Source organism: Lentibacter algarum, from assembly GCF_018860975.1.
Lineage (GTDB): Bacteria > Pseudomonadota > Alphaproteobacteria > Rhodobacterales > Rhodobacteraceae > Lentibacter > Lentibacter algarum_A.
In genome coordinates this window covers 544,740-570,169 of record NZ_JAHKQI010000005.1, presented here as the reverse complement: position 1 = coordinate 570,169, position 25,430 = coordinate 544,740, and the positions used below count along the sequence as shown (strand labels likewise).

Annotated in this window: 24 protein-coding genes; 10 read left to right on the top strand and 14 right to left on the bottom strand. The window is 57.0% G+C overall.

Features of this window, described 5'->3' with window-relative positions; translation table 11 throughout:
- Window positions 1-80: 80 nt before the first annotated feature.
- The 5 genes from ccoP to fnrL form a co-directional block, all read right to left on the bottom strand.
- The gene (gene ccoP, locus KO498_RS06995) at window positions 81-944 is read right to left on the bottom strand and encodes a cytochrome-c oxidase, cbb3-type subunit III (RefSeq protein WP_215959157.1); all 864 of its coding nucleotides are present in this window, start codon (window positions 942-944) and stop codon (window positions 81-83) included.
- A 3-nt stretch (window positions 945-947) separates the two neighbouring features.
- Window positions 948-1,148, bottom strand: a complete 201-nt coding sequence (locus KO498_RS06990) for a cbb3-type cytochrome c oxidase subunit 3 (RefSeq protein ID WP_215959156.1) — start codon at window positions 1,146-1,148, stop codon at window positions 948-950.
- Window positions 1,149-1,159: 11 nt separating this feature from the next.
- Window positions 1,160-1,888, bottom strand: coding sequence for a cytochrome-c oxidase, cbb3-type subunit II (gene ccoO, locus KO498_RS06985; protein ID WP_215959155.1), 729 nt, complete (start codon window positions 1,886-1,888; stop codon window positions 1,160-1,162).
- 11 nt (window positions 1,889-1,899) lie between these two features.
- Complete coding sequence (gene ccoN / locus KO498_RS06980) at window positions 1,900-3,507, bottom strand: cytochrome-c oxidase, cbb3-type subunit I (RefSeq protein WP_215959154.1); 1,608 nt, start codon at window positions 3,505-3,507, stop codon at window positions 1,900-1,902.
- A gap of 129 nt (window positions 3,508-3,636) precedes the next feature.
- Window positions 3,637-4,383 (bottom strand): transcriptional regulator FnrL, encoded by a 747-nt coding sequence (gene fnrL, locus KO498_RS06975; RefSeq protein WP_215959153.1) that lies wholly within the window; start codon window positions 4,381-4,383, stop codon window positions 3,637-3,639.
- A gap of 65 nt (window positions 4,384-4,448) precedes the next feature.
- Here fnrL and hemN point away from each other — a divergent pair, with 65 nt between their 5' ends.
- Window positions 4,449-5,804 (top strand): oxygen-independent coproporphyrinogen III oxidase, encoded by a 1,356-nt coding sequence (gene hemN / locus KO498_RS06970; protein WP_215959152.1) that lies wholly within the window; start codon window positions 4,449-4,451, stop codon window positions 5,802-5,804.
- 159 nt (window positions 5,805-5,963) lie between these two features.
- Here hemN and KO498_RS06965 read toward each other — a convergent pair whose 3' ends face one another.
- From KO498_RS06965 to KO498_RS06945, 5 genes are all read right to left on the bottom strand, one after another.
- Window positions 5,964-7,553, bottom strand: coding sequence for an ABC transporter ATP-binding protein (locus KO498_RS06965; protein ID WP_215959151.1), 1,590 nt, complete (start codon window positions 7,551-7,553; stop codon window positions 5,964-5,966).
- A complete protein-coding gene (locus KO498_RS06960) occupies window positions 7,550-8,656 on the bottom strand; it encodes an ABC transporter permease (RefSeq protein WP_215959150.1) in 1,107 nt (368 codons plus the stop codon). Before KO498_RS06960 ends, KO498_RS06965 begins: the two co-directional genes overlap by 4 nt.
- Window positions 8,656-9,744 carry a microcin C ABC transporter permease YejB gene (locus KO498_RS06955; protein WP_215959149.1) on the bottom strand — a complete coding sequence of 363 codons (1,089 nt, stop codon included), beginning with the start codon at window positions 9,742-9,744 and terminating at the stop codon, window positions 8,656-8,658. The genes KO498_RS06960 and KO498_RS06955 overlap by 1 nt, the downstream gene beginning before the upstream one ends.
- A gap of 4 nt (window positions 9,745-9,748) precedes the next feature.
- Window positions 9,749-11,686, bottom strand: a complete 1,938-nt coding sequence (locus tag KO498_RS06950) for an extracellular solute-binding protein (RefSeq protein ID WP_252731306.1) — start codon at window positions 11,684-11,686, stop codon at window positions 9,749-9,751.
- Between the two features lie 189 nt (window positions 11,687-11,875).
- Window positions 11,876-12,415, bottom strand: a complete 540-nt coding sequence (locus KO498_RS06945) for a c-type cytochrome (RefSeq protein ID WP_215959147.1) — start codon at window positions 12,413-12,415, stop codon at window positions 11,876-11,878.
- A gap of 120 nt (window positions 12,416-12,535) precedes the next feature.
- Here KO498_RS06945 and KO498_RS06940 point away from each other — a divergent pair, with 120 nt between their 5' ends.
- From KO498_RS06940 to KO498_RS06910, 7 genes are all read left to right on the top strand, one after another.
- Window positions 12,536-13,366 carry a prephenate dehydratase gene (locus KO498_RS06940; RefSeq protein WP_215959146.1) on the top strand — a complete coding sequence of 277 codons (831 nt, stop codon included), beginning with the start codon at window positions 12,536-12,538 and terminating at the stop codon, window positions 13,364-13,366.
- A gap of 81 nt (window positions 13,367-13,447) precedes the next feature.
- A complete protein-coding gene (locus tag KO498_RS06935; RefSeq protein ID WP_215959145.1) occupies window positions 13,448-14,344 on the top strand; it encodes a CPBP family intramembrane glutamic endopeptidase in 897 nt (298 codons plus the stop codon).
- 1 nt (window position 14,345) lies between these two features.
- Window positions 14,346-15,251 carry a CPBP family intramembrane glutamic endopeptidase gene (locus KO498_RS06930; protein ID WP_215959144.1) on the top strand — a complete coding sequence of 302 codons (906 nt, stop codon included), beginning with the start codon at window positions 14,346-14,348 and terminating at the stop codon, window positions 15,249-15,251.
- Window positions 15,252-15,312: 61 nt separating this feature from the next.
- A complete protein-coding gene (gene accD, locus KO498_RS06925) occupies window positions 15,313-16,263 on the top strand; it encodes an acetyl-CoA carboxylase, carboxyltransferase subunit beta (protein WP_215959143.1) in 951 nt (316 codons plus the stop codon).
- Window positions 16,260-17,531 (top strand): bifunctional folylpolyglutamate synthase/dihydrofolate synthase, encoded by a 1,272-nt coding sequence (locus KO498_RS06920; RefSeq protein ID WP_215959142.1) that lies wholly within the window; start codon window positions 16,260-16,262, stop codon window positions 17,529-17,531. Before accD ends, KO498_RS06920 begins: the two co-directional genes overlap by 4 nt.
- Window positions 17,532-17,731: 200 nt before the next feature.
- Complete coding sequence (locus KO498_RS06915; protein ID WP_215959141.1) at window positions 17,732-18,358, top strand: rhodanese-like domain-containing protein; 627 nt, start codon at window positions 17,732-17,734, stop codon at window positions 18,356-18,358.
- Window positions 18,355-19,284, top strand: a complete 930-nt coding sequence (locus tag KO498_RS06910; protein ID WP_215959140.1) for a LysM peptidoglycan-binding domain-containing protein — start codon at window positions 18,355-18,357, stop codon at window positions 19,282-19,284. Before KO498_RS06915 ends, KO498_RS06910 begins: the two co-directional genes overlap by 4 nt.
- A 70-nt stretch (window positions 19,285-19,354) precedes the next feature.
- On the opposite strand, the gene zapE is transcribed toward KO498_RS06910, so the two are convergent.
- Window positions 19,355-20,419 (bottom strand): cell division protein ZapE, encoded by a 1,065-nt coding sequence (gene zapE, locus KO498_RS06905; RefSeq protein WP_215959139.1) that lies wholly within the window; start codon window positions 20,417-20,419, stop codon window positions 19,355-19,357.
- 136 nt (window positions 20,420-20,555) lie between these two features.
- Between zapE and KO498_RS06900 the strand changes: the two genes are divergently transcribed.
- Complete coding sequence (locus tag KO498_RS06900) at window positions 20,556-21,794, top strand: MFS transporter (RefSeq protein WP_215959138.1); 1,239 nt, start codon at window positions 20,556-20,558, stop codon at window positions 21,792-21,794.
- A gap of 9 nt (window positions 21,795-21,803) precedes the next feature.
- Complete coding sequence (locus KO498_RS06895) at window positions 21,804-22,427, top strand: hypothetical protein (RefSeq protein WP_215959137.1); 624 nt, start codon at window positions 21,804-21,806, stop codon at window positions 22,425-22,427.
- Window positions 22,428-22,632: 205 nt separating this feature from the next.
- On the opposite strand, the gene KO498_RS06890 is transcribed toward KO498_RS06895, so the two are convergent.
- From KO498_RS06890 to sthA, 3 genes are read right to left on the bottom strand one after another with little or no spacing between them, the layout of a single operon-like run.
- Window positions 22,633-23,547, bottom strand: coding sequence for an ornithine cyclodeaminase family protein (locus KO498_RS06890; protein ID WP_215959136.1), 915 nt, complete (start codon window positions 23,545-23,547; stop codon window positions 22,633-22,635).
- A gap of 17 nt (window positions 23,548-23,564) precedes the next feature.
- Window positions 23,565-24,005 (bottom strand): YaiI/YqxD family protein, encoded by a 441-nt coding sequence (locus KO498_RS06885; RefSeq protein WP_215959135.1) that lies wholly within the window; start codon window positions 24,003-24,005, stop codon window positions 23,565-23,567.
- Complete coding sequence (gene sthA, locus KO498_RS06880; protein WP_215959134.1) at window positions 24,002-25,429, bottom strand: Si-specific NAD(P)(+) transhydrogenase; 1,428 nt, start codon at window positions 25,427-25,429, stop codon at window positions 24,002-24,004. The genes KO498_RS06885 and sthA overlap by 4 nt, the downstream gene beginning before the upstream one ends.
- Between the last annotated feature and the right edge of the window lies 1 nt (window position 25,430).

Genomic DNA, 25,430 nt, shown 5'->3' with positions numbered 1-25,430 from the left:
CACCGACCTTCCGGAAACGCGCGAACAGGACAGAATGGCCGGTGCCCTACTCCGGTGGCCCTAAGGCCGCCGGAATTTCTTTATTCACCGCCGCCGAGTTGGTGAACATAGGTCGCGACGGCGCGGATCTGCGCTTCAGTCAGACGCTCGTTCCAATCCGGCATCACACCTTTGCGCGAGTAAGTCACAGTCTCGATCAGCGTGTCGTAATCGCCGCCAAACAACCAGATCGCATCGGTCAGGTTCGGAGCGCCTTGCTCGCGGTCACCGGTGCCGTCTGCGGCGTGACACGAGGCACAGTTGTCTTCAAAAACAACAGCGCCTGCACTCACGAGACTGGCGTCATTCGGCGTGCCGGAAAGTGACATAACGTGGTTCACAACCGCTGCGATCTCATCGTCTTCAAGATAGTCGTCGCCAAAGGCTGGCATCTCCGAAAAGCGCGTGTCGTCGTCGCTTTCCTGTCGGATGCCGTGGCTGATTGTCTGGTGGATCGCCTCGACAGAGCCGCCCCAGAGCCAGTCATCGTCCTGAAGGTTCGGATAGCCCTTGCTTCCTTCGGCACCAGAGCCGTGACACTGCGCACACCATGTCGCAAACACCGCAGCACCCGCCGATGTGGCGTAGCCGCCAAGCTCGGGGTCATCCGCAATTGCCGCAAGATCAACGCTCGCGAGCTTCGCATTGATCGCCGCATTGCGGCCCTCGACTTCGGCAATATCCGCTGCAACTTCGGCTCGGGTCGAATACCCGAGATAGCCCTTGGTTGCGCTGGTTATGCCCGGCCATGCAGGGTAGGCGATCGAATACCAGATCGCCCAAATGATGCAGGCATAAAGCGTCCAAAGCCACCAACGCGGCATCGGGTTGTCGTATTCTTCGATCCCGTCCCAGCTGTGACCGGTTGTCTTTACGGGCTCTTTTTTTACAGGCTTCTTGGCCATATCCTAGGCCTCCTTCTTGCCAGCGGCAGTCTTGATGCTCGCGGGCTTGTCTTCGTGCCGGAACGGTATGTTCGCCACATCTTCATAGGTTTTGCTGCTGCCGGGCCGGAAGAACACCCAAGCTGCCATCACCACAAAAAAGGTGAAGAGCGAGAGCAGCATCCAACTATCGGCAAACTGGCGTAGGAGTGAGTAGGTTTCCATCGTATCTCCCCCTATCGGCTTTCGTCGGCAGTGAAGGTCGAGAAATCAACCAGCGTGCCAAGCATTTGCAAGTATGCGATCAGTGCGTCGGCTTCCGAGATCCCGGCCTGGCCGTCAAAATTGCGCACGCTTACCTTATCTCCGTAACGCTCGAGCAACCCGTCATAATCACTGTCGGGGTCGGCCTGCGCCTTGAAGTCGGCCTGCGCGCTGGCGATCATCTCTTCGCTGTATGGCACACCGACAAAGGCATGCGTCGCGAGCAGGTCTTGCACGTATTCGCCCTCGATCATCGTGTGTTCGAGAAAGCCGTATTTGGGCATGATCGACTCAGGCACAACCGACTGCGGGTTGCGCAAATGGTCAACGTGCCAATCGTCAGAGTAGCGCCCGCCAACCCGTGCAAGGTCTGGCCCGGAGCGCTTTGACCCCCATTGGAACGGGTGGTCATACTTGCTTTCGGCCGCAAGGCTGTAGTGGCCGTAGCGTTCCACTTCGTCGCGCATCGGGCGGATCATCTGACTGTGACAGACATAGCAGCCTTCGCGCACATAGATGTCACGTCCGGTGAGTTCCAGCGGGGTGTATGGGCGCATGCCCTCAACCTCTTCGATGGTGTTTTCGAGCCAGAACAGCGGTGCGATTTGCACCATACCGCCGATGCTGACCACCAGAAAAGCGAAGACAGCAAGCAGCGTCACATTGCGCTCGAGTGTTCCGTGTTTATCGAGAATAGACATATCCCAGCCCCTTATTCAGCGGGAACAAGTGAGTTGGTGCTGGCTTCAGTTGCCGGCGCCTTTCTCACTGTCATCCACAGGTTGTAACACATGATGATCGCGCCAGTGAGGAACATAACCCCACCCAGACCACGCACGATGTTCATCGGCTTTTTGGCGGCCACGGTGTCGGCAAACGAGTTCACAAGGAAGCCGTTGGCATCAACTTCGCGCCACATCAGGCCTTCCATGATGCCCGTCACCCACATGCTCGCCGCATAGAGAATGATACCGATCGTGGCGAGCCAGAAGTGCCAGCTTACAAGGCTGAGGCTGTAAAGCCGCTCGCGGTTCCACAGTTTTGGCACAAGGAAGTAGAGCGCGCCAAAGGTGATCATCCCGTTCCAGCCAAGCGCACCGGAATGCACGTGTCCGATTGTCCAGTCAGTGTAGTGGCTCAACGAGTTCACGGCTCGGATCGACATCATCGGCCCTTCAAAAGTCGACATGCCGTAAAAGCCGATCGAGATCACCATCATGCGGATAACCGGATCGGTGCGCAGCTTGTCCCATGCGCCTGAAAGCGTCATCAGGCCGTTGATCATCCCGCCCCATGAAGGCATCCAGAGAACGATCGAGAACACCATGCCCAGCGTTGATGCCCAGTCAGGCAGCGCCGTATAATGCAGGTGGTGCGGGCCAGCCCAGATATAAAGGAAGATCAGCGCCCAGAAGTGAATAATGCTGAGTTTGTAGCTGTAAACAGGTTGCCCTGCTTGTTTGGGAACAAAGTAATACATCATCCCGAGGAAACCCGCAGTGAGGAAGAAGCCCACGGCGTTGTGGCCATACCACCACTGCACCATCGCGTCTTGCACGCCCGAGAACACCTGAACCGACTTGGAACCGTAAATGCTTACCGGAATGCTCAAATTGTTCACCACATGCAGCATCGCCACAGTGATAATGAACGACAGGTAAAACCAGTTCGCCACATAGATATGCGGCTCTTTGCGCTTCACCAGAGTGCCAACGAACACCGCGAGATAAGCCAACCAAACAACGGTCAACCAGAGGTCAACATACCACTCAGGCTCGGCGTATTCTTTTGACTGCGTAGCACCAAGCAAATAGCCCGTCGCCGCCAGCACGATAAAAAGCTGAAAGCCCCAGAACACGAACCAGGCAAGGTTGCCGCCCCAAAGCCGCGCCGCAGATGTGCGTTGCACAACATAAAACGAGGTCGCGATCAGCGCGTTGCCACCAAAGGCAAAGATAACAGCACTGGTGTGTAGCGGGCGCAGACGTCCGAAGTTCGCATACCCCTCGGCCCACTCAAAATTGAGCGCCGGAAACGCGAGCTGAAAGGCAATCGTTACCCCGACAAGAAAGCCGACAACGCCCCAAAGCGCGGTCGCGATCACACCGGCCTTCACGACACCGTCCAGGTATTCTCCCGAGAGATCGACGTTGTAAACAGGCTCGTCCGTCTGACGCAGCGTGTAAATAAACGTCACAAACGCCGCGAGTGCAAATGTGGTCAGGTTCACCTGATACGCCAGATCCCGCCCAAAACTGGCAGCGATCAGCGCGAATAACGTGACCACCCCCAGCACAACCAATTTTATGTAGTTACTCATTTTCTGTCCCTTCAGCTTCCTACGCCGAATCGCAATTCGCCCGTAAAAAGAGTTTGCCTTGCGGGGTTTTCTCGCGACAAGCCCCCATGCGCTTTGATCTGTGTCAAAAACTTGCGGTTTCGGGCCGGCTTACGCCAACATCCCACCGTCTGCATCATCGCCAGCTTCCGCCAGCAGACGCTCGAAATCAGGCACAAGCACATGTCGCTTGCCCTGCAACCCGATAACACCGTCCCGCTTGAGAGCCGATATCTGTCGGCTGACAGTTTCAAGCGTCAGCCCAAGGTAGTCGGCCATAGCTTCCCGCGTCAGCGGCAAGTCAAACTCGAAGCTGTCGCTGCCGGCCTTCATGTGCAGCGTCGCATCCCGCCGCGCAATGATGCTCAGCAACGAGGCGATCTTCTCGCGTGCTGTTTTGCGGCCCAGAACCAACATCCACTCGCGCGCCGCGTCTAGCTCGTCCAGTGTCATCTGCAACAAGCGTTGCGCAATATGTGGTGTCTGCACCATCATTTTCTCAAACGGCTTCTTGCGAAAGCAGCACATCACTACATCGCTGGTCGCAGTCACATCATAGGCCGCCGTTTCGCGCCCTGGCCGGCCAACAAAATCAGAGGGCAGCAACAAGCCAACCATCTGGCGGCGCCCGTCTTCCATCGTTTGTGTCAGCGAGGAAACACCCTTCACCACAGAGCCGACAAACTCCATCTTCTCGCCCGACCAAACGATCGTCTGGCCCGCTTCAAAGCTCTTGTAATACTTGATTTCGTCGAGTTGCGCCAACTCGTCGGCCTCGCAACTCGCACAGACCGCGCGGTGCCGGATAGGGCATTCTCCGCAATCACGCGGAATCTGGGCCGTCATCGTCTTGTGCATTGTTTCACTTCGCGCGCTTGATCTGTGTCAAAGAAATTTCCGGTCTTCAGACCAATCCTAGGCCCATGACAAACAGAACACAACTCGCCAGCATGGGGCTTTTTGACGCAAAAGTGCCGCGTTATACAAGCTACCCGACAGCGCCGCACTTCGCGCCGACATTTCCCGCCGGCTCCTTTACCAACTGGGTCAAAGCGGTGCCCGAGGGCGGCAAAATCTCGCTCTATATTCACGTGCCCTTTTGCCGCCGCCTCTGCTGGTTCTGCGCATGCCGCACCCAAGGCACAACAAAAGACGCTCCCGTTATCGCCTATGTAGACGTGCTCAAAGCCGAGCTTGCGATGCTTGCAGCAATCTTGCCCGCTGGCGTGCAACTGTCGCGTTTGCACTGGGGCGGCGGCACACCAACCCTGCTCTCCCCCGCGCTTATGACAGAGCTGGCGCAAGCGATATCGGACGTCGCACCCTTCGCTGACGACTACGAGTTCTCCGTCGAGATCGACCCCAACGAAATAGACGAAGCGCGCTGCGATGCACTTGCTGCTGCAGGCATGAACCGCGCCTCTATCGGCGTGCAAGACTTCGACGAGCAAATCCAGCAAAGCATCGGTCGTCTGCAAAGCTACGAGATCACCCGCGACGCCGCCGAGATGATCCGCGCACGTGGTGTGCATTCGCTCAACGCCGACATCCTCTTCGGTCTGCCGCATCAGTCAAACGCCCGCATCACCGAAAGCGTGCAAAAACTGCTCGCCCTCGCGCCTGATCGCGTGGCGCTTTATGGCTACGCCCATGTGCCGTGGATGGCCAAGCGGCAACAGCTTATTCCCGAAGACGCGCTGCCAAGCCCCGAGCAACGGCTCGATCTGTTTGAAACCGCCCGCCGCCTGTTTGTCTGGGACGGATATCAGGAGATCGGCATCGACCACTTTGCGACCCCCGAAGACAGCCTCTCCAAGGCGCAACATTCGGGTGCTATGCGTCGCAACTTTCAAGGTTACACCGATGATCCCGCCGAAGTGCTCATCGGCCTCGGTGCCTCGTCAATCTCGCGCTTTCCGCAGGGCTACACGCAAAACGCCCCCGCGACCTCGGCCTATACCAAGGCCATCGGCGAAGGCCGCTTTGCCACGCACAAGGGCCACGCCCTGTCAGCCGACGACAAGCTGCGCGCCCGTCTGATCGAAATGCTGATGTGTGATTTTGAAATTCGCAACCATGAGGTGCTCAGCAATTTCGACATTTCTAAACCCGCGCTTCAGGCGCTGCTCACCGAGGCCAATGCCGCGTTTGAAGGGCGGCTCTCGCTCACGCCCCTCGGCCTTGGCATCCCGCCCGACATGCGCCCGCTTACGCGCCTGATCGCCCGTCACTTTGACGCCTACGACCTCAGCAAAGCCGGTCACAGCTCGGCGATCTAAAACCGCGCCGTTAACCAATTTCGCGCCGTGACTGGCCACAAAAACTGTCTGCACGCATTATGCATGTGTTTATGCACTGTGGTATGCACTGTGGTATGCACGCAGTGTGTAGGCCTGTTGTTTAGCCTTTTGTGGCGTTAACCATACCGCGCGCCGCGTTTACACTTGCACGTCCATCGTCGCGGCCAGCAGCGTTTTTGCATAGTCGGTTTGCGGGTTCTCAAACAGCGCTTGCGCCTCTCCGGCCTCAATCACGTCGCCCTGCTTCATAACGATCATTTTGTGGCTCATGGCGCGCACAACGTTGAGGTCATGACTGATAAACAGGTATGCCAACCCGTATTTTTCCTGCAATTTCCTCAACAAATCAACAATTTGCACCTGCACCGTCATATCCAGCGCTGACGTAGGCTCATCAAGCACAACCAGTTTTGGCCGCAGGATCATCGCCCGTGCAATCGCGATGCGCTGGCGTTGTCCACCTGAAAACTCATGCGGGTAGCGGTCCATCGTCGCCGGGTCGAGTCCGACCTCGACCATCACTTCGCTGACCAGGTCCCGTTCGCTTTTTCCGCTTTCATTCCCATGCACTCCAAGCCCCTCGGCAATGATCTGCGCACAGCTCATTCTCGGGCTCAAAGAGCCGTAGGGATCCTGAAAAACGATCTGCATTTCGCTGCGCAAAGCCCTTAGTTTCTTGGTGCTCCAGGCCCTTACATCCTGTCCGTCATAGGTGATTTCGCCCTCTGACGCGATCAGCCGCATCACCGCCAAAGCCAGTGTGGTTTTGCCTGATCCGCTCTCGCCAACGATGCCCAGTGTCTCGCCCGCGCGCACAGAAATATTGGCCGCGTTAACCGCTTTCACATGATCAACGGTGCGTTGCAAGAACCCTTGTTTGATCGGAAACCAAACCTTCAAGTCATTGGTTTTGACCAGTTCTTTCGCATTTTCCGGCACATCAGCCGGCACACCAGTGGCCCGCGCTCCGAGCAGCATTTTGGTGTAATCATGCTGTGGATTGGCGAAAATGTCAGCGGTTTTTCCTTGCTCGACGATCTCGCCCTGACGCATCACACAAACACGATCAGCAAACCTCTGCACGATGCCAAGATCATGGGTAATGAACAAAAGCCCCATGTTTTCCGAGGCTTTCAGCTCGTTGAGCAGTTCCAGAATTTGCGCCTGAATGGTCACGTCAAGCGCGGTTGTCGGCTCGTCAGCGATCAGGATGTCCGGCTTGTTGGCCAGCGCCATCGCGATCATCACCCGTTGCCTCTGTCCGCCAGAAAGCTCATGCGGATAGGCATTCAGCCGGCTTGCAGCATCGCGGATACCGACTTTCTCAAGCAGTTCAAGAATACGCCCCCGCGCCGCGTTTTTGCCGACCCCTTGGTGCAATTCAAGGCTCTCGCCAAGCTGCTTCTCGATTGTGTGCAGCGGGTTGAGAGATGTCATAGGCTCTTGAAAGATAAAGCTAATGTCGTTCCCACGGACTTGTCGCAACAACCGGTCTGAGGCACCGATCATTTCCTTGCCATCGTAGGTAACCGAGCCGGACACTTCGGCACTTCCAGCCAGCAAAGACACCGTAGAGAGCGCGCTTACCGACTTGCCAGAGCCACTCTCCCCGACCAAGGCAACTGTCTCGCCACGGTCAACATGAAACGACACATCGCGCACCGCGTGGTTGGCCTTTCCGTCTTGGCGGAAAGTGACGTTCAGCCCTTTGACATCAAGCAGGTTCATTGAAATGTCTTTCTTGGATCAAACGCATCGCGCACGCCTTCAAAGATGAACACCAGCGTCGACAGCATAATCGCAAAGGTGAAAAACGCCGTGAACGCCAGCCAGGGAGCCTCTAGCTTCTGTTTGGCTTGCAGCGCCAGTTCTCCAAGGCTCGGCGCGCTCGTTGGCAAGCCGAACCCGAGGAAATCAAGCACCGCCAGCGACGAGATCGTGCCGGTTACAATGAACGGCAGCATCGTCACCGTCGCGACCATCGCATTGGGCAGCATATGGCGGAACATGATAACACCATTGGACACGCCCAGCGCCTTCGCGGCGCGCACATACTCAAGGTTGCGCGCCCGCAAAAACTCGGCCCTGACAACCCCGACCAAAGCCATCCAGCCGAACAGCACCATAAGCCCGACCAACAGCCAGAAACTGCGGCCCAGAACGGCGAACATGATGATGATCACATAGAGCTGCGGCGTTGCTTGCCATATCTCGATAACCCGCTGAAAGATAAGATCAACCCAGCCACCGAAATAGCCTTGCACTGCTCCGGCAATAATCCCGAGAACCGAGGACGCCAAGGTTACAATCAACGTGAACAGGATCGACAGCCTGAAGCCGTGAATGACCCTTGCCAGCACGTCGCGTTTGGTGCCGTCGGTGCCAAGCAGGTTCTGCCGGTTGGGCGGCAAAGGCGCTGCGCCGGGCCTGTCAACAGCGGTGTCATAGGAGTAAGGAATGAGCGGCCAAAGCGTCCAGCCTTTGACAAAGCCTTCTGCTTCAAAAGTGCCCGCGTCGATGCTTTCAAGCATTGGCTCCGGGTCATCCAAACACTCAGTCAAGCCGCCCGACTTGATCAGACATTGCACCTCGGGGTCGCGGTAGACGGCCTCAGTCTCGAAGTCACCGCCGAAGGCTTCTTCAGGGTAGAACTTCCAGATCGGTGTGTAAAACTGTCCTTGGTAACGCACCAATATCGGCTTGTCGTAAGCCAGCAACTCGGCGCAAAGGCTCAGGCCGAAAAGCACCGCGAAAATCCAAAGGCTCCAGTAAGCCCGGCGGTTGGCCTTAAAGTTTCGCCAGCGCCGTGCGTTGATCGCTGAAAGCGCCATTAGCCTTCCCTCCGCTCAAAGTCGATCCGCGGATCAACCAGCACATACATGAGATCAGACAGAATGCCGACGACGAGGCCGATCAGCCCGAATATGAACAAAGTGCCGAACACCACCGGATAGTTGCGCGCCACCGTCGCCTCAAACCCGAGCCGCCCCAAGCCATCAAGCGAAAAAATCGTCTCGATGATCAGCGAGGCCCCAAAAAACACGCCGATGAAAACCGACGGGAACCCTGCGATCACGATCAGCATCGCGTTGCGGAAAACATGCCCGTAAAGCACCGCACTTTCTGAAAGGCCCTTGGCCCGTGCCGTGATCACATATTGCTTTTTCATCTCGTCAAGAAAGCTGTTTTTGGTCAGCAAAGTGAGTGTCGCAAAGCCAGCAATCGTCGAGGCTATCACCGGCAAAGTAATGTGCCAAACATAGTCTTTGATCTTGCCCCAAGTGGTGAATGTCTCGAAATCTTCACTGGTCAGCCCACGCAGCGGGAATATCTGCCAATACGAACCGCCCGCAAACAAAACCAACAGCATAATGCCGAACAAAAACCCGGGAATAGCATAGCCGGCAATGATCGCGCCGCTTGTCCAGGTGTCAAAGGGCGTGCCGTCTTTCACCGCCTTGCGGATGCCCAGCGGGATCGAGATCATATATGCGATCAGCGTCGACCAAAGGCCAAGGGTGATCGAAACAGGCAGCTTTTCCTTGATCAGACTGATCACACTCTTCGAGTGAAAGTAACTCTCGCCAAAATCAAAGCGCGCGTAGTTGCCAAGCATCAGCAGGAAGCGTTGGACTGGCGGCTTGTCAAAGCCGAACTCCTTCTCAAGTTCGGCGATAAACTCGGGCGGCAGGCCCCGCGCCCCGACATATGTGCTGTCAGAGCCCATGTTGAGATCATTGTTGCCAGTGCCCGAAGAGCCGTCAAAACCGCCGAAGACATTGCCCTCGCCGGTAATCCGCGCGATCGCTTGCTCAACAGGGCCGCCGGGCACGAATTGCACCAGAGCGAAGTTGACCAGCATAATGCCGAGCAGTGTCGGGATGATCAGCAAAAGCCGCCTTAAAATATACCCGCCCATGCGCTTACCTCAGCACCCCCTGTGCTTTGAGGTCGGCCGCCTTTTCAGCGTTGAACCACCAGAAATCCAGCTGACCCAAATCAAACGGAGGGATCTCGTCTGGGTGCTCATAGATGTCATAGTAAGCAACCCAGTGATCTTTGTTAAACCAAGTCGGAACAATGAAATGCTCGTGCCGCAAAGCGCGGTCGAGCGCCATGATCGAGGCTTTTTCTTCCTCCAGCGTCTCTGTTGCCAGCGAAGCTTCGATCAGTGCATCGACAAACGGGCTTGAGAAGCCGGCAGGGTTGAACAGGCTGAACGGCGCAACTTCAGAACCGAAGAACTGCATCAGGCCTGTGCCGGTGTCCTGAAACGAACGGTAGCCACCATAGATCATGTCATAGTCACGGTCGCGCCGGCGCGTCGAAAACTGCGCCGAGTCGACTGAATCAATCAACGCATTAATGCCCATGCCCTTAAGGTTGCTCACGTAGTTCTCGATGATAGCAACAAGGTTCGGCGAACTCACCGAGTTAACGACAAAGTTCACTGTCAGCAGCTCGTTCTTGTCGTTGCGGCGCTTGCCGTCACTGCCAACGGGCCAACCGGCGTCATCAAGCAACTTCATCGCACGCCGCAGATTGCGGCGATCGCTCAATCGGTCAGGCTTTGAGGTATGCGGCAGCGTCACCTCTTCCGAGAAAATCTCGGCAGGCACGACATCACCCAAGCTTTGCAAAAATGCCAGTTCAGCACCTTGCGGCAGGCCCGTGGCCATCATGTCGGTGTTTTGCACAAACGACGTGCGTTGCGCGAACAGGCTGTGTTGCAGTGAGGTGTTCGTCCACTCGAAGTTGTAGCCAAGCGAAATAGCCTGCCGCACGCGCTTGTCTTTGAGTTGCTCGGAGCCGAGGTTAAACACAAAGCCAACCGAGTTCGGCACTGATCCGTTAGGCAGTTCTTCGCGTTTCACCTGCCCTTTTTTAACTTTGGGAAAGTCATAGCCCTTGGCCCAAATCGCAGACTGGCCTTCTGCACGGAAGGTGACTTCACCCGCCTTGAAAGCCTCAAAAGCTGCGGTGCTGTCGCCAAAATACTCAATACGGATTTCATCAAAGTTGTGGCGACCGCGGTTGATCGGCAGGTCCTTGCCCCAATAGTCGGGATTGCGCTTGTAAACCACGCGGCGGTTCACATCGACATCATCAAGCACATATGGCCCCGAGCCGGGCGAAGCCGTCAGCCGTGCCTCGTCAAGCCGCGCGCCCGTTTCTTCATACCATGCCTTGGAGAACACCGGCACAGTCGCGACTTGCTCAATCAGCGAGCGCCGCGAGATGCCGTCGGTGAAGTAGAACTTGATCGTGTGATCATCAATCACTTCGGTCTTCGGGATGCGTTTGCGCACCGCATCGGCATAAGACTTCAGGCCTTGATCAAGCAGCAGGTTGTGCGAAAACGCGACATCATGTGCCGTCAGTGGCGTGCCGTCAGAAAACCGCGCCTCGGGACGCATGTGAAAAATCACCCAGCTTTTGTCTTTCGGGTATTCGACCGTGTGCGCCAGCAAGCCGTAGAACTCGCCGAAGGTATCTGCTGGCAATTGCACCTGCTGACCGTTGACGAGCGACTCGCCCAGCAGGCTCTCGTAGAAGATGCTGGCCAGCGAGTCGGCGTTGCCTTTGCGTGCATAAACATTCATCGAGTCAAACGTGCCCACCGCGGCCAGCGAAATGCTCCCGCCTTTGGGTGCGTCCGGGTTCACGTAGTTGAAATGCTGGTAGTCCGCCGGATAGCTCAATTCGCCATAATAGGAGAAACCATGCGACTTGATGATCTCTTCCTCGGCTTTCAAGGCCAAACTGGCGAGGCCAAGGAAAATGAGGCTCAACAGCGCAATTGGTCGCAGATCGGGCAAACTGCGGGCGCGGGTGGCTGGTTTAGGCTTTTTGCTGGTCATCATGGCCTCCTGTCGCAACTCTTATCTGAGCTTGTTTATGGTTAAGATACCCTAAATTCCTTGGGGCATGACATTCAAGTTGAGATTTTGTGAGCACGGCGTGATTGCGCCTCAAATTGAGTAGGCGAAAACGCAAAAACCGCCAGCCTTTCGGGCCAGCGGTTTTCAATACTCAATGGCGCGCTGCGATCAGCCGCCAAGGCTTTCAAGATAAGCAATCAGGTTGGCGCGGTCTTTGTCTTTCTTAAGGCCGTTGAAGCTCATCGCTGTGCCCGGTGCAAAAGATTTTGGCTTGGTCAGGAAAGCGTTCAGCTCATCCGTGCCCCATGTCTCAGCAACTGCTTTAAGTGCGCCCGAATAGCCAAACCCGTCAGTCGATGCGACAGATTTGCCGACAATACCGTGCAGCGACGGGCCCGTTTTTGTTTCACCAGCTTCCAACGAGTGGCATGCGGCGCATTTTTTGAAAACGCTTGCGCCTTTGCCAACGTCAGCTTCTGCCAGCAACGTTGCAAAATCGGGGCCTTCATCAACCGCTTCGGCGTCGCCTTGGCTATCGTCACCCGTTTCGATGATGTAGGCCGCGTGTATTTCGCCTTCGCCGTGGCCGCCGTGGCCAGTAGCGCCAACATGGTAAAGCGCTTCTCCGCCCCACTTGGCAAACAGAAAAACCAGAAGCGATCCGCAAACCGCGCCAAGGACTTTTGTTGAGGTCATTGTATCAAACATGGGTCAGATTCCATTTCTTAGCGTTTGGCGGTTATCTATCCGCTTCCCCTCCCTTATGGCAAGGTGTAGTTTCTGCGGCGAATTGCCCTTTTTTATGCATTTAGCCAGAAAGGCTTAACAATGACGCAACGAATTGCCTTTCAGGGAGAGCTTGGTGCCTACAGCCACGAGGCCTGCATGAGCGCCCGTCCCGACGCCGAGCCTGTGCCTTGCGCCTCGTTTGAGGCCGCGATTGAAGCTGTGCAAAACGGTGTGGCCGACTACGCGATGCTACCGGTCGAAAACTCGACATATGGCCGCGTTGCCGACAACCACCGCCTGCTGCCCGACTGTGGTCTGTTCATTGTTGACGAGGCTTTTGTGCGGGTGCGCATTGCTCTCATGGCCGCAAAAGGTGTTGCGTTGAGTGACATCAAGAGCGTGCGCGCTCATCCGGTGTTGCTGCCGCAATCAGCGAAATTTCTAAAAGCAAACAACATCGAAGCCATCAGTGCCGCCGATAGCGCAGGCGCCGCCGCAGAACTGGCCCTGGCCGGTTCCAAAGACGAGGGCGTGCTGGCCAGCGAGCTTGCCGCCGACATTCACGGGCTGACGGTGCTTGCCTCGGACATTGAAGATCACGGCCATAACACCACGCGGTTTCTGATCATGGGCCGCGAGCCTGACACCTCCCGTCGCGGTGAACTTGGCATGATGACGACCTTTGTTTTTGAAGTTCGCAACATCCCCGCTGCGCTCTACAAAGCGATGGGCGGTTTCGCGACAAACGGCGTCAACATGACCAAGCTCGAGAGCTATATGGTTGATGGCAACTTCACCGCGACGCGGTTTTACTCCGACATCGACGGGCATCCCGAAGACGCGAACGTAAAACTTGCGATGGAGGAACTCGACTACTTTACCTCCTACATCAAAGTGCTCGGAACCTACCCCGCCGACCGGCAGCGCTAGAGCCACAATCGCCCAGAAATTGCGCAGCTCGCCCAACGATTGGCTTTGTTTGTGGCGCATTTGGGGGTAAAGCCCTGTAAAATGCGGTATCTCGGCCAACAAACCCTCTCTGACGCGGCCCGCCCGGCAACCGAGCTGTGGCGCTTGGCGCTTGGTGTGGTGTTGATCGTTGCTTGCTATCTGGCGCTTGGCTACACCTATTTCACCGTGCTTGCAGAGCTGGTCACACCCGTCAACTGGCCCGCTTTTTCTGCCGAGATCGACAAAGGCAGCTCGGCGCGCAGTTTGCTGGCTATACTTGCGTCTTTCGGCTTGCTTATCATCTCGATCGCGCTGGTCTTGTCGCAGCTCCACGGACGGCGCATCGGCACGCTGTTTGGCGAGGGTTGGACATTCCTGAACAACATCTGGCGGGTGACGATATCGCTCACCGGCCTTGCCGCGATCCTCTGGTTGTTGCCCGAACCAGAGATGCTCTTGCCGTTTCACAACATCGACTACCTGCGCTGGCTGGCACTCCTGCCGATGTCGGTTCCGCTCTTGATGATACAGGTTTGCGCCGAAGAACTGCTGTTTCGGGGCTATCTTCAAAGCCAGTTGGCGGCGCGCTTCAAAAGCCCCCTTGTTTGGCTGCTGCTGCCTTCGCTGGTGTTCGGCCTGTTTCACTTCTTCCAATATGATACGCAGATTGCCGGAGGCAACGCATGGGCATTGGCGCTCAGCGCGACGGTTCTTGGCCTCGCCACTGCCGATCTGACAGCGCGAGCAGGCTCGCTCGCTCCAGCACTTGCGCTGCATTTCCTTGTCGGGTTCGCAACCCTGCTCTATGTGGCCCCGGGCAACGTAAATTACGGCCTCGCGCTCTATACCTACCCCTTTGAGCTGTCTGATCAAACACTGCGCACCGTTTGGCTGCCCTACGATCTGATGATCACCTTCGTCGCGTGGTTGACCGCGCGCCTGTCGCTTGGTCGCTAACGTGAACCCCTATCATCCGCTCAAAGCCTTCGCAGCACCCGCGGCTGCCCGCAGCGGCCTCATCACGCTGGTTGTCGGTTTCGCGTTGGTCGAGATAGGCTACTACTACGGCTATAACCTGCTTGACGCGCTTCTGCTCAGCATTGCCCCCGAAAACTACGAAAGTTTTTACTTCGGAGCGAGCTTTGCCTCCTTGTTCGCACAGCTGATGTCGTTTTGCATTCTGGGTGGCAGTGTGGTGCTGGCTGTCGGCTTTTTGCACGCGCGGAGCCCTCTTAGCCTGATCGGCAACCTCGGCCGCGCCGTGCCGCAGTTTGCGGTCTGTTTCGGGCTGCTTGTTGCATTGCTTGTAGCGCTTGAGTTCGTGCCTCCCTGGTGGAGCTTCGACGCCCTGGAAACCACCCGCCCGCTGCTGACTTGGCTGGCGTTACTGCCTGTCGCGCTGTTTGCGATTCTGGTGCAAATCGGCTCTGAAGAGCTGCTCTACAGAGGGTATCTGCAACAGCAACTCGCCGTTAGGTTCGCGCATCCGCTGGTCTGGATGCTGATTCCCAGCTTGCTGTTCGGGTTTGCACATTGGAGCTCAACCTCGCCCATTGCCCAAAACACGCAATACGTCGTCTGGGCGTTTTTCTTTGGCCTCGCCGCGTCTGACTTAACGGCGCGGGCGGGCACGCTTGGCCCTGCGCTTGCGCTGCACCTAGCCAACAATGCCTTCGCCTTTTTGCTTTACGCCGAGCACAACGGCCCCAGCTCGGGCTTTGCATTGCTGCTGTTCCCGTCAGGCTCGATGGGCGAGGCCTTCGAGACAGCAACCGAAGTTCAGGCCATAAGCTGGCAACTGTTCATCGAGCTTTGTGTTCTGTTTGTCATGTGGCTGACAGCACGGCTCGCCTTGAAGCGCTGATTGCATTTCTTCCCCGCGAAGTTTATCTCAATCTCAAACAGCTAAAGCAAAAGGCCAGCTCATGAACTGGATCACCAACTACGTTCGCCCCCGGATCAACTCGATCTTCTCGCGTCGCGACACCCCTGAAAACCTTTGGTCAAAGTGTGATGAATGCGGAACCATGCTGTTTCACCGCGAGTTATCAGGCAACCTGAACGTCTGCACCTCTTGCGGGCATCACATGGCGATCACCCCGCGCGAGCGCTTTGAAACCCTGTTCGACGGCGGCGTCTTCACCGAGATTGACGTGCCAGTGCCGCTGGAAGATCCGCTCAAGTTCCGTGATCAGAAGAAATACCCTGAACGCATGAAAGCCGCGCAGAAAAACACCGGCGAGAAAGAAGCCATGCTTGTGGCCGAGGGCGAGATAGGCCGCACGCCCATCGTTTCCGCTGCGCAGGACTTCACGTTTATGGGCGGCTCTATGGGCATGTATGTCGGCAATGCGATCATCGCTGCTGCCGAGCGTGCTGTGCTTAAAAAGTGCCCGCTTATCCTGTTTTCGGCCGCTGGCGGCGCGCGTATGCAAGAGGGTATTCTCAGCCTCATGCAAATGCCACGCACAACAGTTGCCGTGCAAATGCTCAAGGAAGCTGGCCTGCCCTATATCGTTGTGCTTACGCACCCGACGACAGGCGGCGTAACCGCGTCCTACGCGATGCTTGGTGATGTTCAGATCGCCGAACCAAACGCGCTGATCTGTTTTGCTGGGCCGCGCGTCATCCAACAGACTTTAGGTGAAAAGCTTCCCGAGGGCTTCCAGCGCGCCGAGTATCTGCTTGACCACGGCATGCTTGACCGCGTTACACCACGCACCGAAATGCGCGATGAACTGATCACAATCGCCCGCATGCTCATGGGCCAACCGCCTGCCGTGATGGGCGATTTGCCCGCTCCGGATATGGTCGAGGCCTTGCCAACGCCCGAGAAAGCGGCTGAAAAGCCTACAGAAAAACCCGAAGACAAATGACCACCACATCCGATGTCATCCTTCAGCGGATGATGGCGCTGCACCCCAAGCTTATAGACCTCACGCTTGATCGCATGTGGCGCTTGCTTGACGCGCTCGGCAACCCGCAAGACAGCTTGCCTCCGGTTATTCACCTTGCCGGAACCAATGGCAAAGGCTCGACGCAAGCTATGCTGCGCGCCGGGCTTGAGGGCGCGGGGCTCAAGGTTCATGCCTACACTTCGCCGCACCTGGCGCGCTTTCACGAGCGGATCCGGCTGGCAGGCGAGCTGATTTCAGAGGCCTACCTCACCGAGGTGCTTGACGAATGCTACGCCGCCAACCAAGGCGAAACGATTACGTATTTCGAGATCACCACATGTGCCGCCTTGCTGGCCATGTCGCGCACTCCTGCTGATTACACACTGCTTGAAACGGGCCTCGGCGGGCGTGTTGACTCAACCAATGTAGTTGCCAAACCTGCCCTCACGGTGATCACCCCGATCTCCTATGATCACCCGCAGTTTCTTGGTGAAACTGTCGGAGAAATTGCCAGCGCCAAAGCCGGTATCCTCAAACGCGGCGTGCCTTGCGTTATGACGGCACAACCTGACGAGGCCGCCGAAGTGGTCGAAGCCGAAGCCGCCCGCCTTGGCGTGCAACTGGTTGCTCAAGGCCAACACTGGCATGTCTCTGAAGAGCGTGGCAGGCTGGTCTACCAGGACGAGACAGGCCTGCTTGATCTCCCGCCGCCATCACTCATGGGCGCGCACCAGTTTCAAAACGCCGGCGCCGCCATAGCCGCCCTGCGCCACCTCGGCTTTGACGAGCGCGCCTGTGAGGCCGCCGTGACGCAAGCCACATGGCCCGCACGGATGCAAAGGCTTGTGAGTGGCCCACTGCTTGACGCGGCACCCGAGGCCGAGTTCTGGCTTGATGGCGGGCACAATGCTGCTTGCGGTGCGACGCTGGCAGAAAGCCTCGGCCGCCTGCCCGCACGTGAAACCTTTATGATTTGCGGCATGCTCAACACCAAGGATGTCTCCGGCTACCTTGCACCGATGGTCGGCCATGTCAGGGCACTGCACGCGGTGTCGATACCAGACGAGGTGAACACGCTTCCCGCCGACAAGACCGCCGCAATCGCGAAGGAAGCAGGGCTCGTCGCTGTTGAGGCCCTCAGCCTGCAAACTGCCGTTGCCGCAATCACCACTCAAAGCCCCAACGCACGCATCCTGATCTGCGGCTCGCTCTATCTGGCAGGCCATGTTTTGCGCTCGCACAGCTAGCAAAACCAAGCGAATTTTGCCGTTCGAGCAAGAAATTTGCGCAAAATACGAATCACAACCAAGCGCTTACGACGAATCACCCGAATCGCGAATCACTTGGCCTTGACCGATTCGCACTGATTCGCCTATATGTTGGGGAACGGTCAAAGCACGTCAGCTAAAATTGGTATTGTGTGCGAAGAATTTGGGGGAATTCACCGATGCGCCTTATGGGTCTTCTATGCGCGAGTCTCGCGTTTTTTGCGAGTTTTGCCAGCGCTCAAGATGTGCGCTTGACGCCTGAAGTTGCCTCTCGGTCAATTACACTTGGCAATGGCCAAGAGCTTGTGATCGAGCGCATTCAAGACACCTCACACCGGCTCGACAACGAGTTCACCAAGACCTCACGGCCCTGCCCTCCGTTTTGCATCAGCCGGATCAGCGCAGCACCGGGTGTCGAGACAGTGGGCGAACTAGAAGTTGTCGACTTCCTCGAAGGGTCGGTTGCAGGCGGCACAGGCCTGCTGATCGACAGCCGTATGCCCGAGTGGTTTGTTAAGGGAACGATCCCGGGCTCTGTCAACGTCCCCTTTGCGGCACTTGAAGCCAACAATCCTTACCGCAGCGAGATTCTCAAAGCGCTTGGTGCCAGCGACGCATCGGGAACATGGGACTTTAGCGAAGCCAAAGAACTCTTGTTGTTTTGTAATGGGCCGTGGTGTGATCAGGCGCCGCGCGCGGTTCGCAGCCTCGTCGGAGCGGGCTATCCTACCGGGAAAATCAAGTTTTATCGGGGCGGTATGCAAGTTTGGATGTTGCTCGGCCTGACAGTGAGCCAGCCATCATGAGTGATACGTTCGACATGCAAGAAAACCTTCCGCGCATCCTGACGATCGGTGCCGCGTTTGCGACGGTCACTCTGGCGCTCATCTTGCTGCAACCAAGCGGTGAGAGCACCGCTGACAATACCGCTGCCCCCGAGCCAGACGCCGTGACACGGGCACAAACCGACGTCCTCGGTTTGACAGAAGACAGCACAAGCTTGCTGCGTAACGGCGCGGTTGTAGGCAAATCCGAAACACCTGCCAACATTGGCGCCAAGCCAGAGACTAAAGCCGCGTTGGTCGTCGACGCTGAATCGCAGGCGCCAGCAGTTGATGACCTCACCGCCACTGTCCTGGCCAGTTTGCAAGCAGGCGCCAGCCAGCCCGATGCCGCGACCACAGCAACCACAGCGAGCGCTGCAACCGCCGCGACACCGGAAGACGATGTTCTGCGCAGCCTGACATCCAGCGTGTTGTCAGGCCTCAAGAGCAACTCAGCCGACAGCGCCAGCAGCATGGAGCGGCTTGTTGTGCAAGCCTTGAAGCAAGGTCAATCCGACAGCTACATCGAGGCGATGATCAATGCCGCCGCCGATGCTGGCGATATCGTCGTGCCAAGCGCATTGCGCACTGGTGAGGGCAATGTTGATACTGGCACGCTTTTGGCCGAGTTGGTGCGCAAGTCAGATCCTGACGCCGAACAGCCTGCTCCCGTTTCACACCAGGAAGGCGTCGAAGTCCGCGTCGTGCAACGCGCCAACGAAACCCGTCACTACAACTTTTACACGGTGCAACCGGGCGACAGCCTCGGCGCGATTGCGCACCGCATCTATGGCGATGCCGCTTTCTACAAAGTTATCTTCGAAGCAAACAAGAAGTTCCTTTCACGGCCAGACAAGATCCGCGTCGGCTTGCGTCTGACCATCCCGGAGTTGGAGACATCCGGCTGACACAAAGAACACGGGCAGGGTGAGATTGAGGGGTCGAATCAACGACCCCCTTTCTTTTTGCAGGACAGGCTTAGTTGTTTTTGCCCCAGTCGGCTGCCTGCATCTCTCGAAGACGGCTTGCCGTGCGCTCGAACTCAAAAGTGCCCTCGCCCTCGACATAAAGCATTTCAGGCTCGGCGGCGGCGCTGGCAATGAGCCGGACATGCGCCTCATAGAGTGCATCAATCAGCGTCACAAAACGCTTGGCCTCATTGAAATTACTGCGTGACAGACGCGGGATATCGTCCAACACGAGCACGCGCACAGCGTCCGCGATCGCCAGATAATCTGCCGGGCCAAGTGGCTTGCCGCATAACTCATGAAAGCGCGCACGGGCAGCGCCGTTGCTAAACGCTGGCAATTCGACTTCGCGCTTGTTGACAATCAGCTTGAGCGGTTCGGGTTTGTCGCCTGTCATGTCTTGCCAAATCGCATCAAGTGCCTCGCGCGCCTCTGCGTTGGCGGGGCTAAAGTAGGTCTGCGTATCTGACAACCTGTCTTGCCGGTAGTCAGTGGGGCTGACAAGTTCATGACTGTGCAAGCGCTCTTTGATCAAAGCGATGAAGGGCAAAAACAGCTGGCGGTTCAGCCCGTCTTTATACAATTCATCGGGCACGCGGTTTGAGGTGGTCACAACCACAACCCCTGCCTCGAAAAGAGCCTCAAACAGGCGGCCAACGATCATCGCATCGGTGATATCGGTGATCTGCATCTCATCAAATGCAAGGCAGCGCACTTCGTCGATCACCTTCTTAGCGACAGGCGCCAACGCGTCTTGAACGCCTTGGTCACGGGCAGCATGCATGCCCTGATGAACCTCCTGCATGAAAGCGTGGAAGTGAACCCGCCTCGCCGGCACATCAAGACAGTCAACGAACATGTCCATCAACATTGATTTGCCGCGCCCGACACCACCCCAGATATAGAGGCCCTTGATGGGCTCGGGTTTCTTGGCAAACCAGCCCTTCTTCACGGGTTCGGAAAGGGCCGCTCTGATGCGCTCGAACTCGGGCAGCACAGCCTCTTGTGCGGCGTCGGCTTGCAACTCTCCGGCACTCACACGGGCGGCGTATTCATCTTGTATCCTTCGCGTCATAGGCCAGCCATAGCGCCATTCTCGCGGCTTGTGTAGGGGCTGACATCAGCAAACTTCAACTGCCCTATCACACAATGTGAATTGACGGCATATGCGGAGCGCGCCAAGGTTTCTGCCTGCACAGCGGAGCGACAGAATGACCACCAAATCTCCCCTCTTCACACCTGTCTTGATCACAGGATGTATCATCATTCTGGTTTCCTTCGCAGTGCGCGCGTCTTTTGGTGTTTTTCAAATACCCATCGCTGAAGAGTTCGGCTGGGCGCGGGCCGAGTTTTCGCTGGCGATCGCCATTCAGAACCTCGCTTGGGGCATCGGGCAGCCAATTTTCGGCGCTATTGCCGAAAAGGTTGGCGACAGACGCGCGATCATCATTGGTGCAATCGTATACGCAGCCGGCTTGGTGCTTTCATCCTTCGCCGTAACGCCCGGCGCGCACCAGTTCTATGAGGTGCTTGTCGGCTTCGGGATCGCCGGCACGGGCTTTGGTGTGATCCTTGCGGTTGTCGGGCGGGCCAGCTCGGACGCCAACCGCTCGATGTCGCTTGCTATTGCAACAGCCGCAGGCAGCGGGGGGCAAGTCTTTGGCGCACCGGTCGCCGAGTGGATGTTGTCGATCATGTCTTGGCAGTCGGTCTTCCTGATCTTTGCCGCAGTCGTTCTGTCGCTAATCTTGCTTCTGCCGCTCATGCGCGCTCCGCAAGTCGCGTCAAAGCAAGAGCTGGAAGAAAGCATGGGCGCGATCCTTGGCAAAGCCATGCGTGATCCGACCTTCTCGCTGATCTTCCTCGGGTTCTTCTCCTGCGGCTATCAACTGGCCTTTGTCACAGCGCATTTTCCGGCCTTCGTCACCGAAATGTGCGCGCCGCTTATGGCTGGCTCACTCCTGCATGACATCGGCATCACCAGCACCTCGCGGCTCGGCGCTTTGGCGATCTCGCTGATCGGGCTGGCGAATATTGCTGGCACGCTAACGGCTGGCTGGCTGGGCAACCGATACTCAAAAAAATACCTTCTGGCAGGGATCTACCTAGGCCGAACTTTCATCGCCGCAGCCTTTATCCTTGTGCCGATGACACCAGTAACAGTGCTGTTGTTTTCCGTCACAATGGGCGCATTGTGGCTGGCAACTGTGCCGCTCACCTCGGGGCTGATCGCCCATATCTACGGGTTGCGATACATGGGCACACTCTACGGCATTGTCTTCTTCTCACATCAACTCGGCAGCTTCATGGGCGTCTGGCTCGGCGGGCGAATGTATGATATCACTGGCAGCTATACGATGGTCTGGTGGATCGGTGTCGGTGTCGGATTGTTTTCAGCGATCGTGCACTTGCCGGTTCGCGAAAGGCCGATGACCGCAGCAACAGCTTAAGAGAGTCCCATGGCACGTTTTCTGATCATCTTGTCCTTCATTTTTTCGTTCACAACGCTTGCTTCAGTCAGCGCCGATCCGATTGCAGATGCCATTTCCAAGGCACCTTACAAATTCCGCCCGTCGATCCGCAATGTGCTCAACTCTCCGGTGCATGCAAAGGCGCTCGCGACCTGCCCTGCTGATGTGTTCCCGAACAAAGGGCGCTACCCGGCCGGAATGACCAACTGCGAAGACAACCCCGACGCATGCTACCGCGACTGCCTGAAGGGCGACGGCAACGCTTGCTTTGGCCTCGCACATGCCTTTGAGCGCAGCGACAAAAACGGCAAACGCGGCGGAGACTATTCCGATTTCACCTACACGCTGTTTTTGGCTTCCTGTCAGCAAGGCAACGCCAACGCCTGCACCAACGCGGGCGCGACCGCCAAGAACGGCACCTGGATAAACCAGCCGCCCGCCAATGCGCGCAGCATTTCCTGCCAATACCGGACTTACAAGAAGTCGTGTGACGCCAACGCCTATTGGGGCTGCTCGATGCTGGGCGGATTGCACAACCGCGCTGACGCAGGCAAGTATCACTCGGCAGCAAAAGCAAAGGCGGCATACGCTAAGGCAAAAACTCTGCGTTAAAGCGTCTCGCCTTTAACCTGATGCAGTTGAAAGGAGAGGCGCGGCTCGACATCTTGGTGTTGTGGGCGTTTCCCGCAAAGCCTGTGATTCAGGTTTGAAGCGAAACACTTTGGGTTTTGGGGTTTCGAATTTGCTTCGCAAATCCGACTCGCGCCGCTGCGCGGCGGATTGAGTATTTATACAAAAGGAAAGCCAGAGGTCGTGACTATCGGGCAAGCCACTGCTTGAGGATATACCGGCTTGTCATCAGGTCGAGATGGGCTCCACCACCGTTCTTGAACAGGGTGATTTCGGAGGCAGAGGTGCGCTTCATTTTGTCCGGCTCATAGTAGTCGGCGAGCAAATGCTCGCGAGCGATTGCTCCGGTTTCGAGCGGGGTTTTGATTTCACCGATGTGGCCAACGGTTGTGTCAAAGCTATCAACAAATATGCGGGCGCGTTGCAGGGCTTCATCATCGACTTCGCGCATGTCGGGGCGGTAGGCACCGATGAGGTCAACATGCTGACCCTCCTGAAGCCAAGCGCCTTTGAGGTTGGGCTCAGTGACCATGGTTGCCGAGGTGATGATGTCGGCCTCTTTGACGGCTGCTTCAAGATTTGTGGCAACTTGCATTTTGTCGTCGCTCGCGGCGAATTTCTCGGCGTTGGCCTGTGTGCGGTTCCATATCGTGAATTCAGCATCAGGAAAGCCTGCGCCGTAAGCTTCGCGCAGGGTGCGCCCGACAGTTCCGGCACCGATGATCAAGATCTTGCGGCTGTCTTTGCGGGCCAGTTTGAGCGCACCTAACAACGAGTCTCCAGCGGTCTTCCATTTGGTCACAAGATGAAAGTCAACAAGCGCTTCAAGCGCGCCGTCACTATCAGAAAAAAGGTTCACCCCGCCGCCAACGACAGGTTGGCCAAGGCTCGGGTTGTCGGGGAAAATCGTTGCCGATTTCACAGCGATCCCCATACCGTCGATCCAGGCCGAGCGGCTGAGCAGGGTGTCTTTACCGCGGTAAAGGAAGGTATCGCCGATCTCGGCTTTGGGGAGTTTGTGACCAGCCGTGAGCGCCTCGGTCAGGCCGATCCAGTCGAGCAGCTTCTCGCCTTCTGCGAAGGGTATAATAGGTAGGCTCATCGGGCTGTCTCCTTGCTTTACTTAGTGGCGCGCACTTCCCGTTCAAGCGCTTCTAGAAAACGCGAGCGATCCGTTTTTGAAAAGGCCTTGCCGCCGCCTTGGCGGAATGGGTCGGCGGCGCGCAGATCATACATGAGATCGCGCGTGGCCAGCACGTTGCCGATATTGGCAGCAGTCAGGGCTTCGCCGTTGTGCTTGAGCACCCGCGCACCAGCCTCGACGCATTTGGCCGCGAGAGGGATGTCGGAAGTGATCACTACATCACCTGTCGCAGCGCGTTCGGCGATCCAGATATCGGCGATGTCAGGCCCGTCAGGCACGATAACATGCTCGATGAACGGGTTAGCCGAGGGCCGCAAACCGCCGTTTGACACCAGCACAGCCCTAAGCTTGTGGCGCGTCGCGACGCGCTCGACTTCGGCCTTCACGGGGCAGGCATCGGCGTCAACATAGATCACTTCTTTTTCTTTCCTTTAGGAGCTTTGAACTCTTCGGGGATGGGCATGCGGTTGAACGCATCAAGACCAGCGATTTTGTAAGCTTCCGCCAAGGTCGGGTAGTTGAAAGTGTTCTGCACAAAGTAATCGACTGTGCCCTTCAGGTTCAAAACCGCCTGCGCGATGTGAATGAGCTCTGTCGCGCCTTCGCCAACGATCTGCACGCCAAGCACACGCCGCGTTTTGAGACTGACGAGCATTTTCAGCATGCCGTGCTCAAGGCCCATGATGTGTCCGCGGCTTGTCTCGCGAAAGCGCGCAACGCCGACTTCGTAGGGAATCTCTCGCTCCTGCATTTCTTCTTCGGACATGCCGCAAGTGCTGATCTCGGGCACAGAGTAAATGCCATAAGGGAACCAAGCGCTTTCAGCCAAAGTCGGCGTGTCAAGCGCGTGACACGCCGCAACGCGCCCCTGCTGAAGTGACGTTGAGGCCAGCGATGGGTGGCCGATCACGTCGCCCGTGGCATAAATATGCGGAACTTTGGTTTGGTAGCTCTTGCGGTCAACTTCAAGCCGGCCGCGGTGATCGGTTTCAAGGCCCACAGCGTCAAGCCCGAGCTTATCTGTCGCGCCCATACGACCCGCAGCAAAAAGCAACATCTCGGCGCGCACGTGGCGGCCGTTGTCGAGCGTGACTTCGACATGATCGCCGCTGTCGTCGATCTTTTCAACCTTGGAGCCGAGCCGCAGATCAAGGCCGTTCTCTTTGATCTGATGGGTGAAGTCGGCAATCAGCCCTTTGTCGATAAAATCAAGAAAACTCTGGCGGGGCTCGATCAGGGTCACATGCACATCAAGTGCGGCAAACATTGTCGCGTATTCAACACCGATCACGCCAGCACCAATGACAACAAGCGAACGCGGGATCTCGGCCATCTCGAGGAATTCGTCACTGTCGACAACCGTTGTGCCGTTAAAGGGCACATAGTCGGGCCGGAACGTCTTGGTGCCTGTGGCAATCAAAAACTTGTCGCCCGTAACGCGCGTTGTGTCGCCGGCGTCAGTGGCGACTTCTAGCTCGTTGGCTCCAACAAACTTTGCCATGCCGTGCAGCGTATCAACATGGTTGCGGTTGAACTGGTGCTCAAGCACGTCAACCTCGTGATCAAGCGTCATGTGCAATCGCGCCTTGAGGTCACCCGCGCCAATGTCGTCTTTCACACGGTAAGACTGGCCATAAAAGCTACGCTCGCGCCAGCCGGAAAGGTTTAGCACGGTTTCCCGTAGTGTTTTCGAGGGGATGGTGCCTGTGTGCACCGATACGCCGCCGAGGCGGTCTTTGCGGTCAATCACCAAAACACTTTGCTTAAGCTTGCCTGCCTGAATGGCGGCCGCGCGGCCCGAAGGGCCGGAGCCAATGATGATCAAGTCATAATGCGGCATA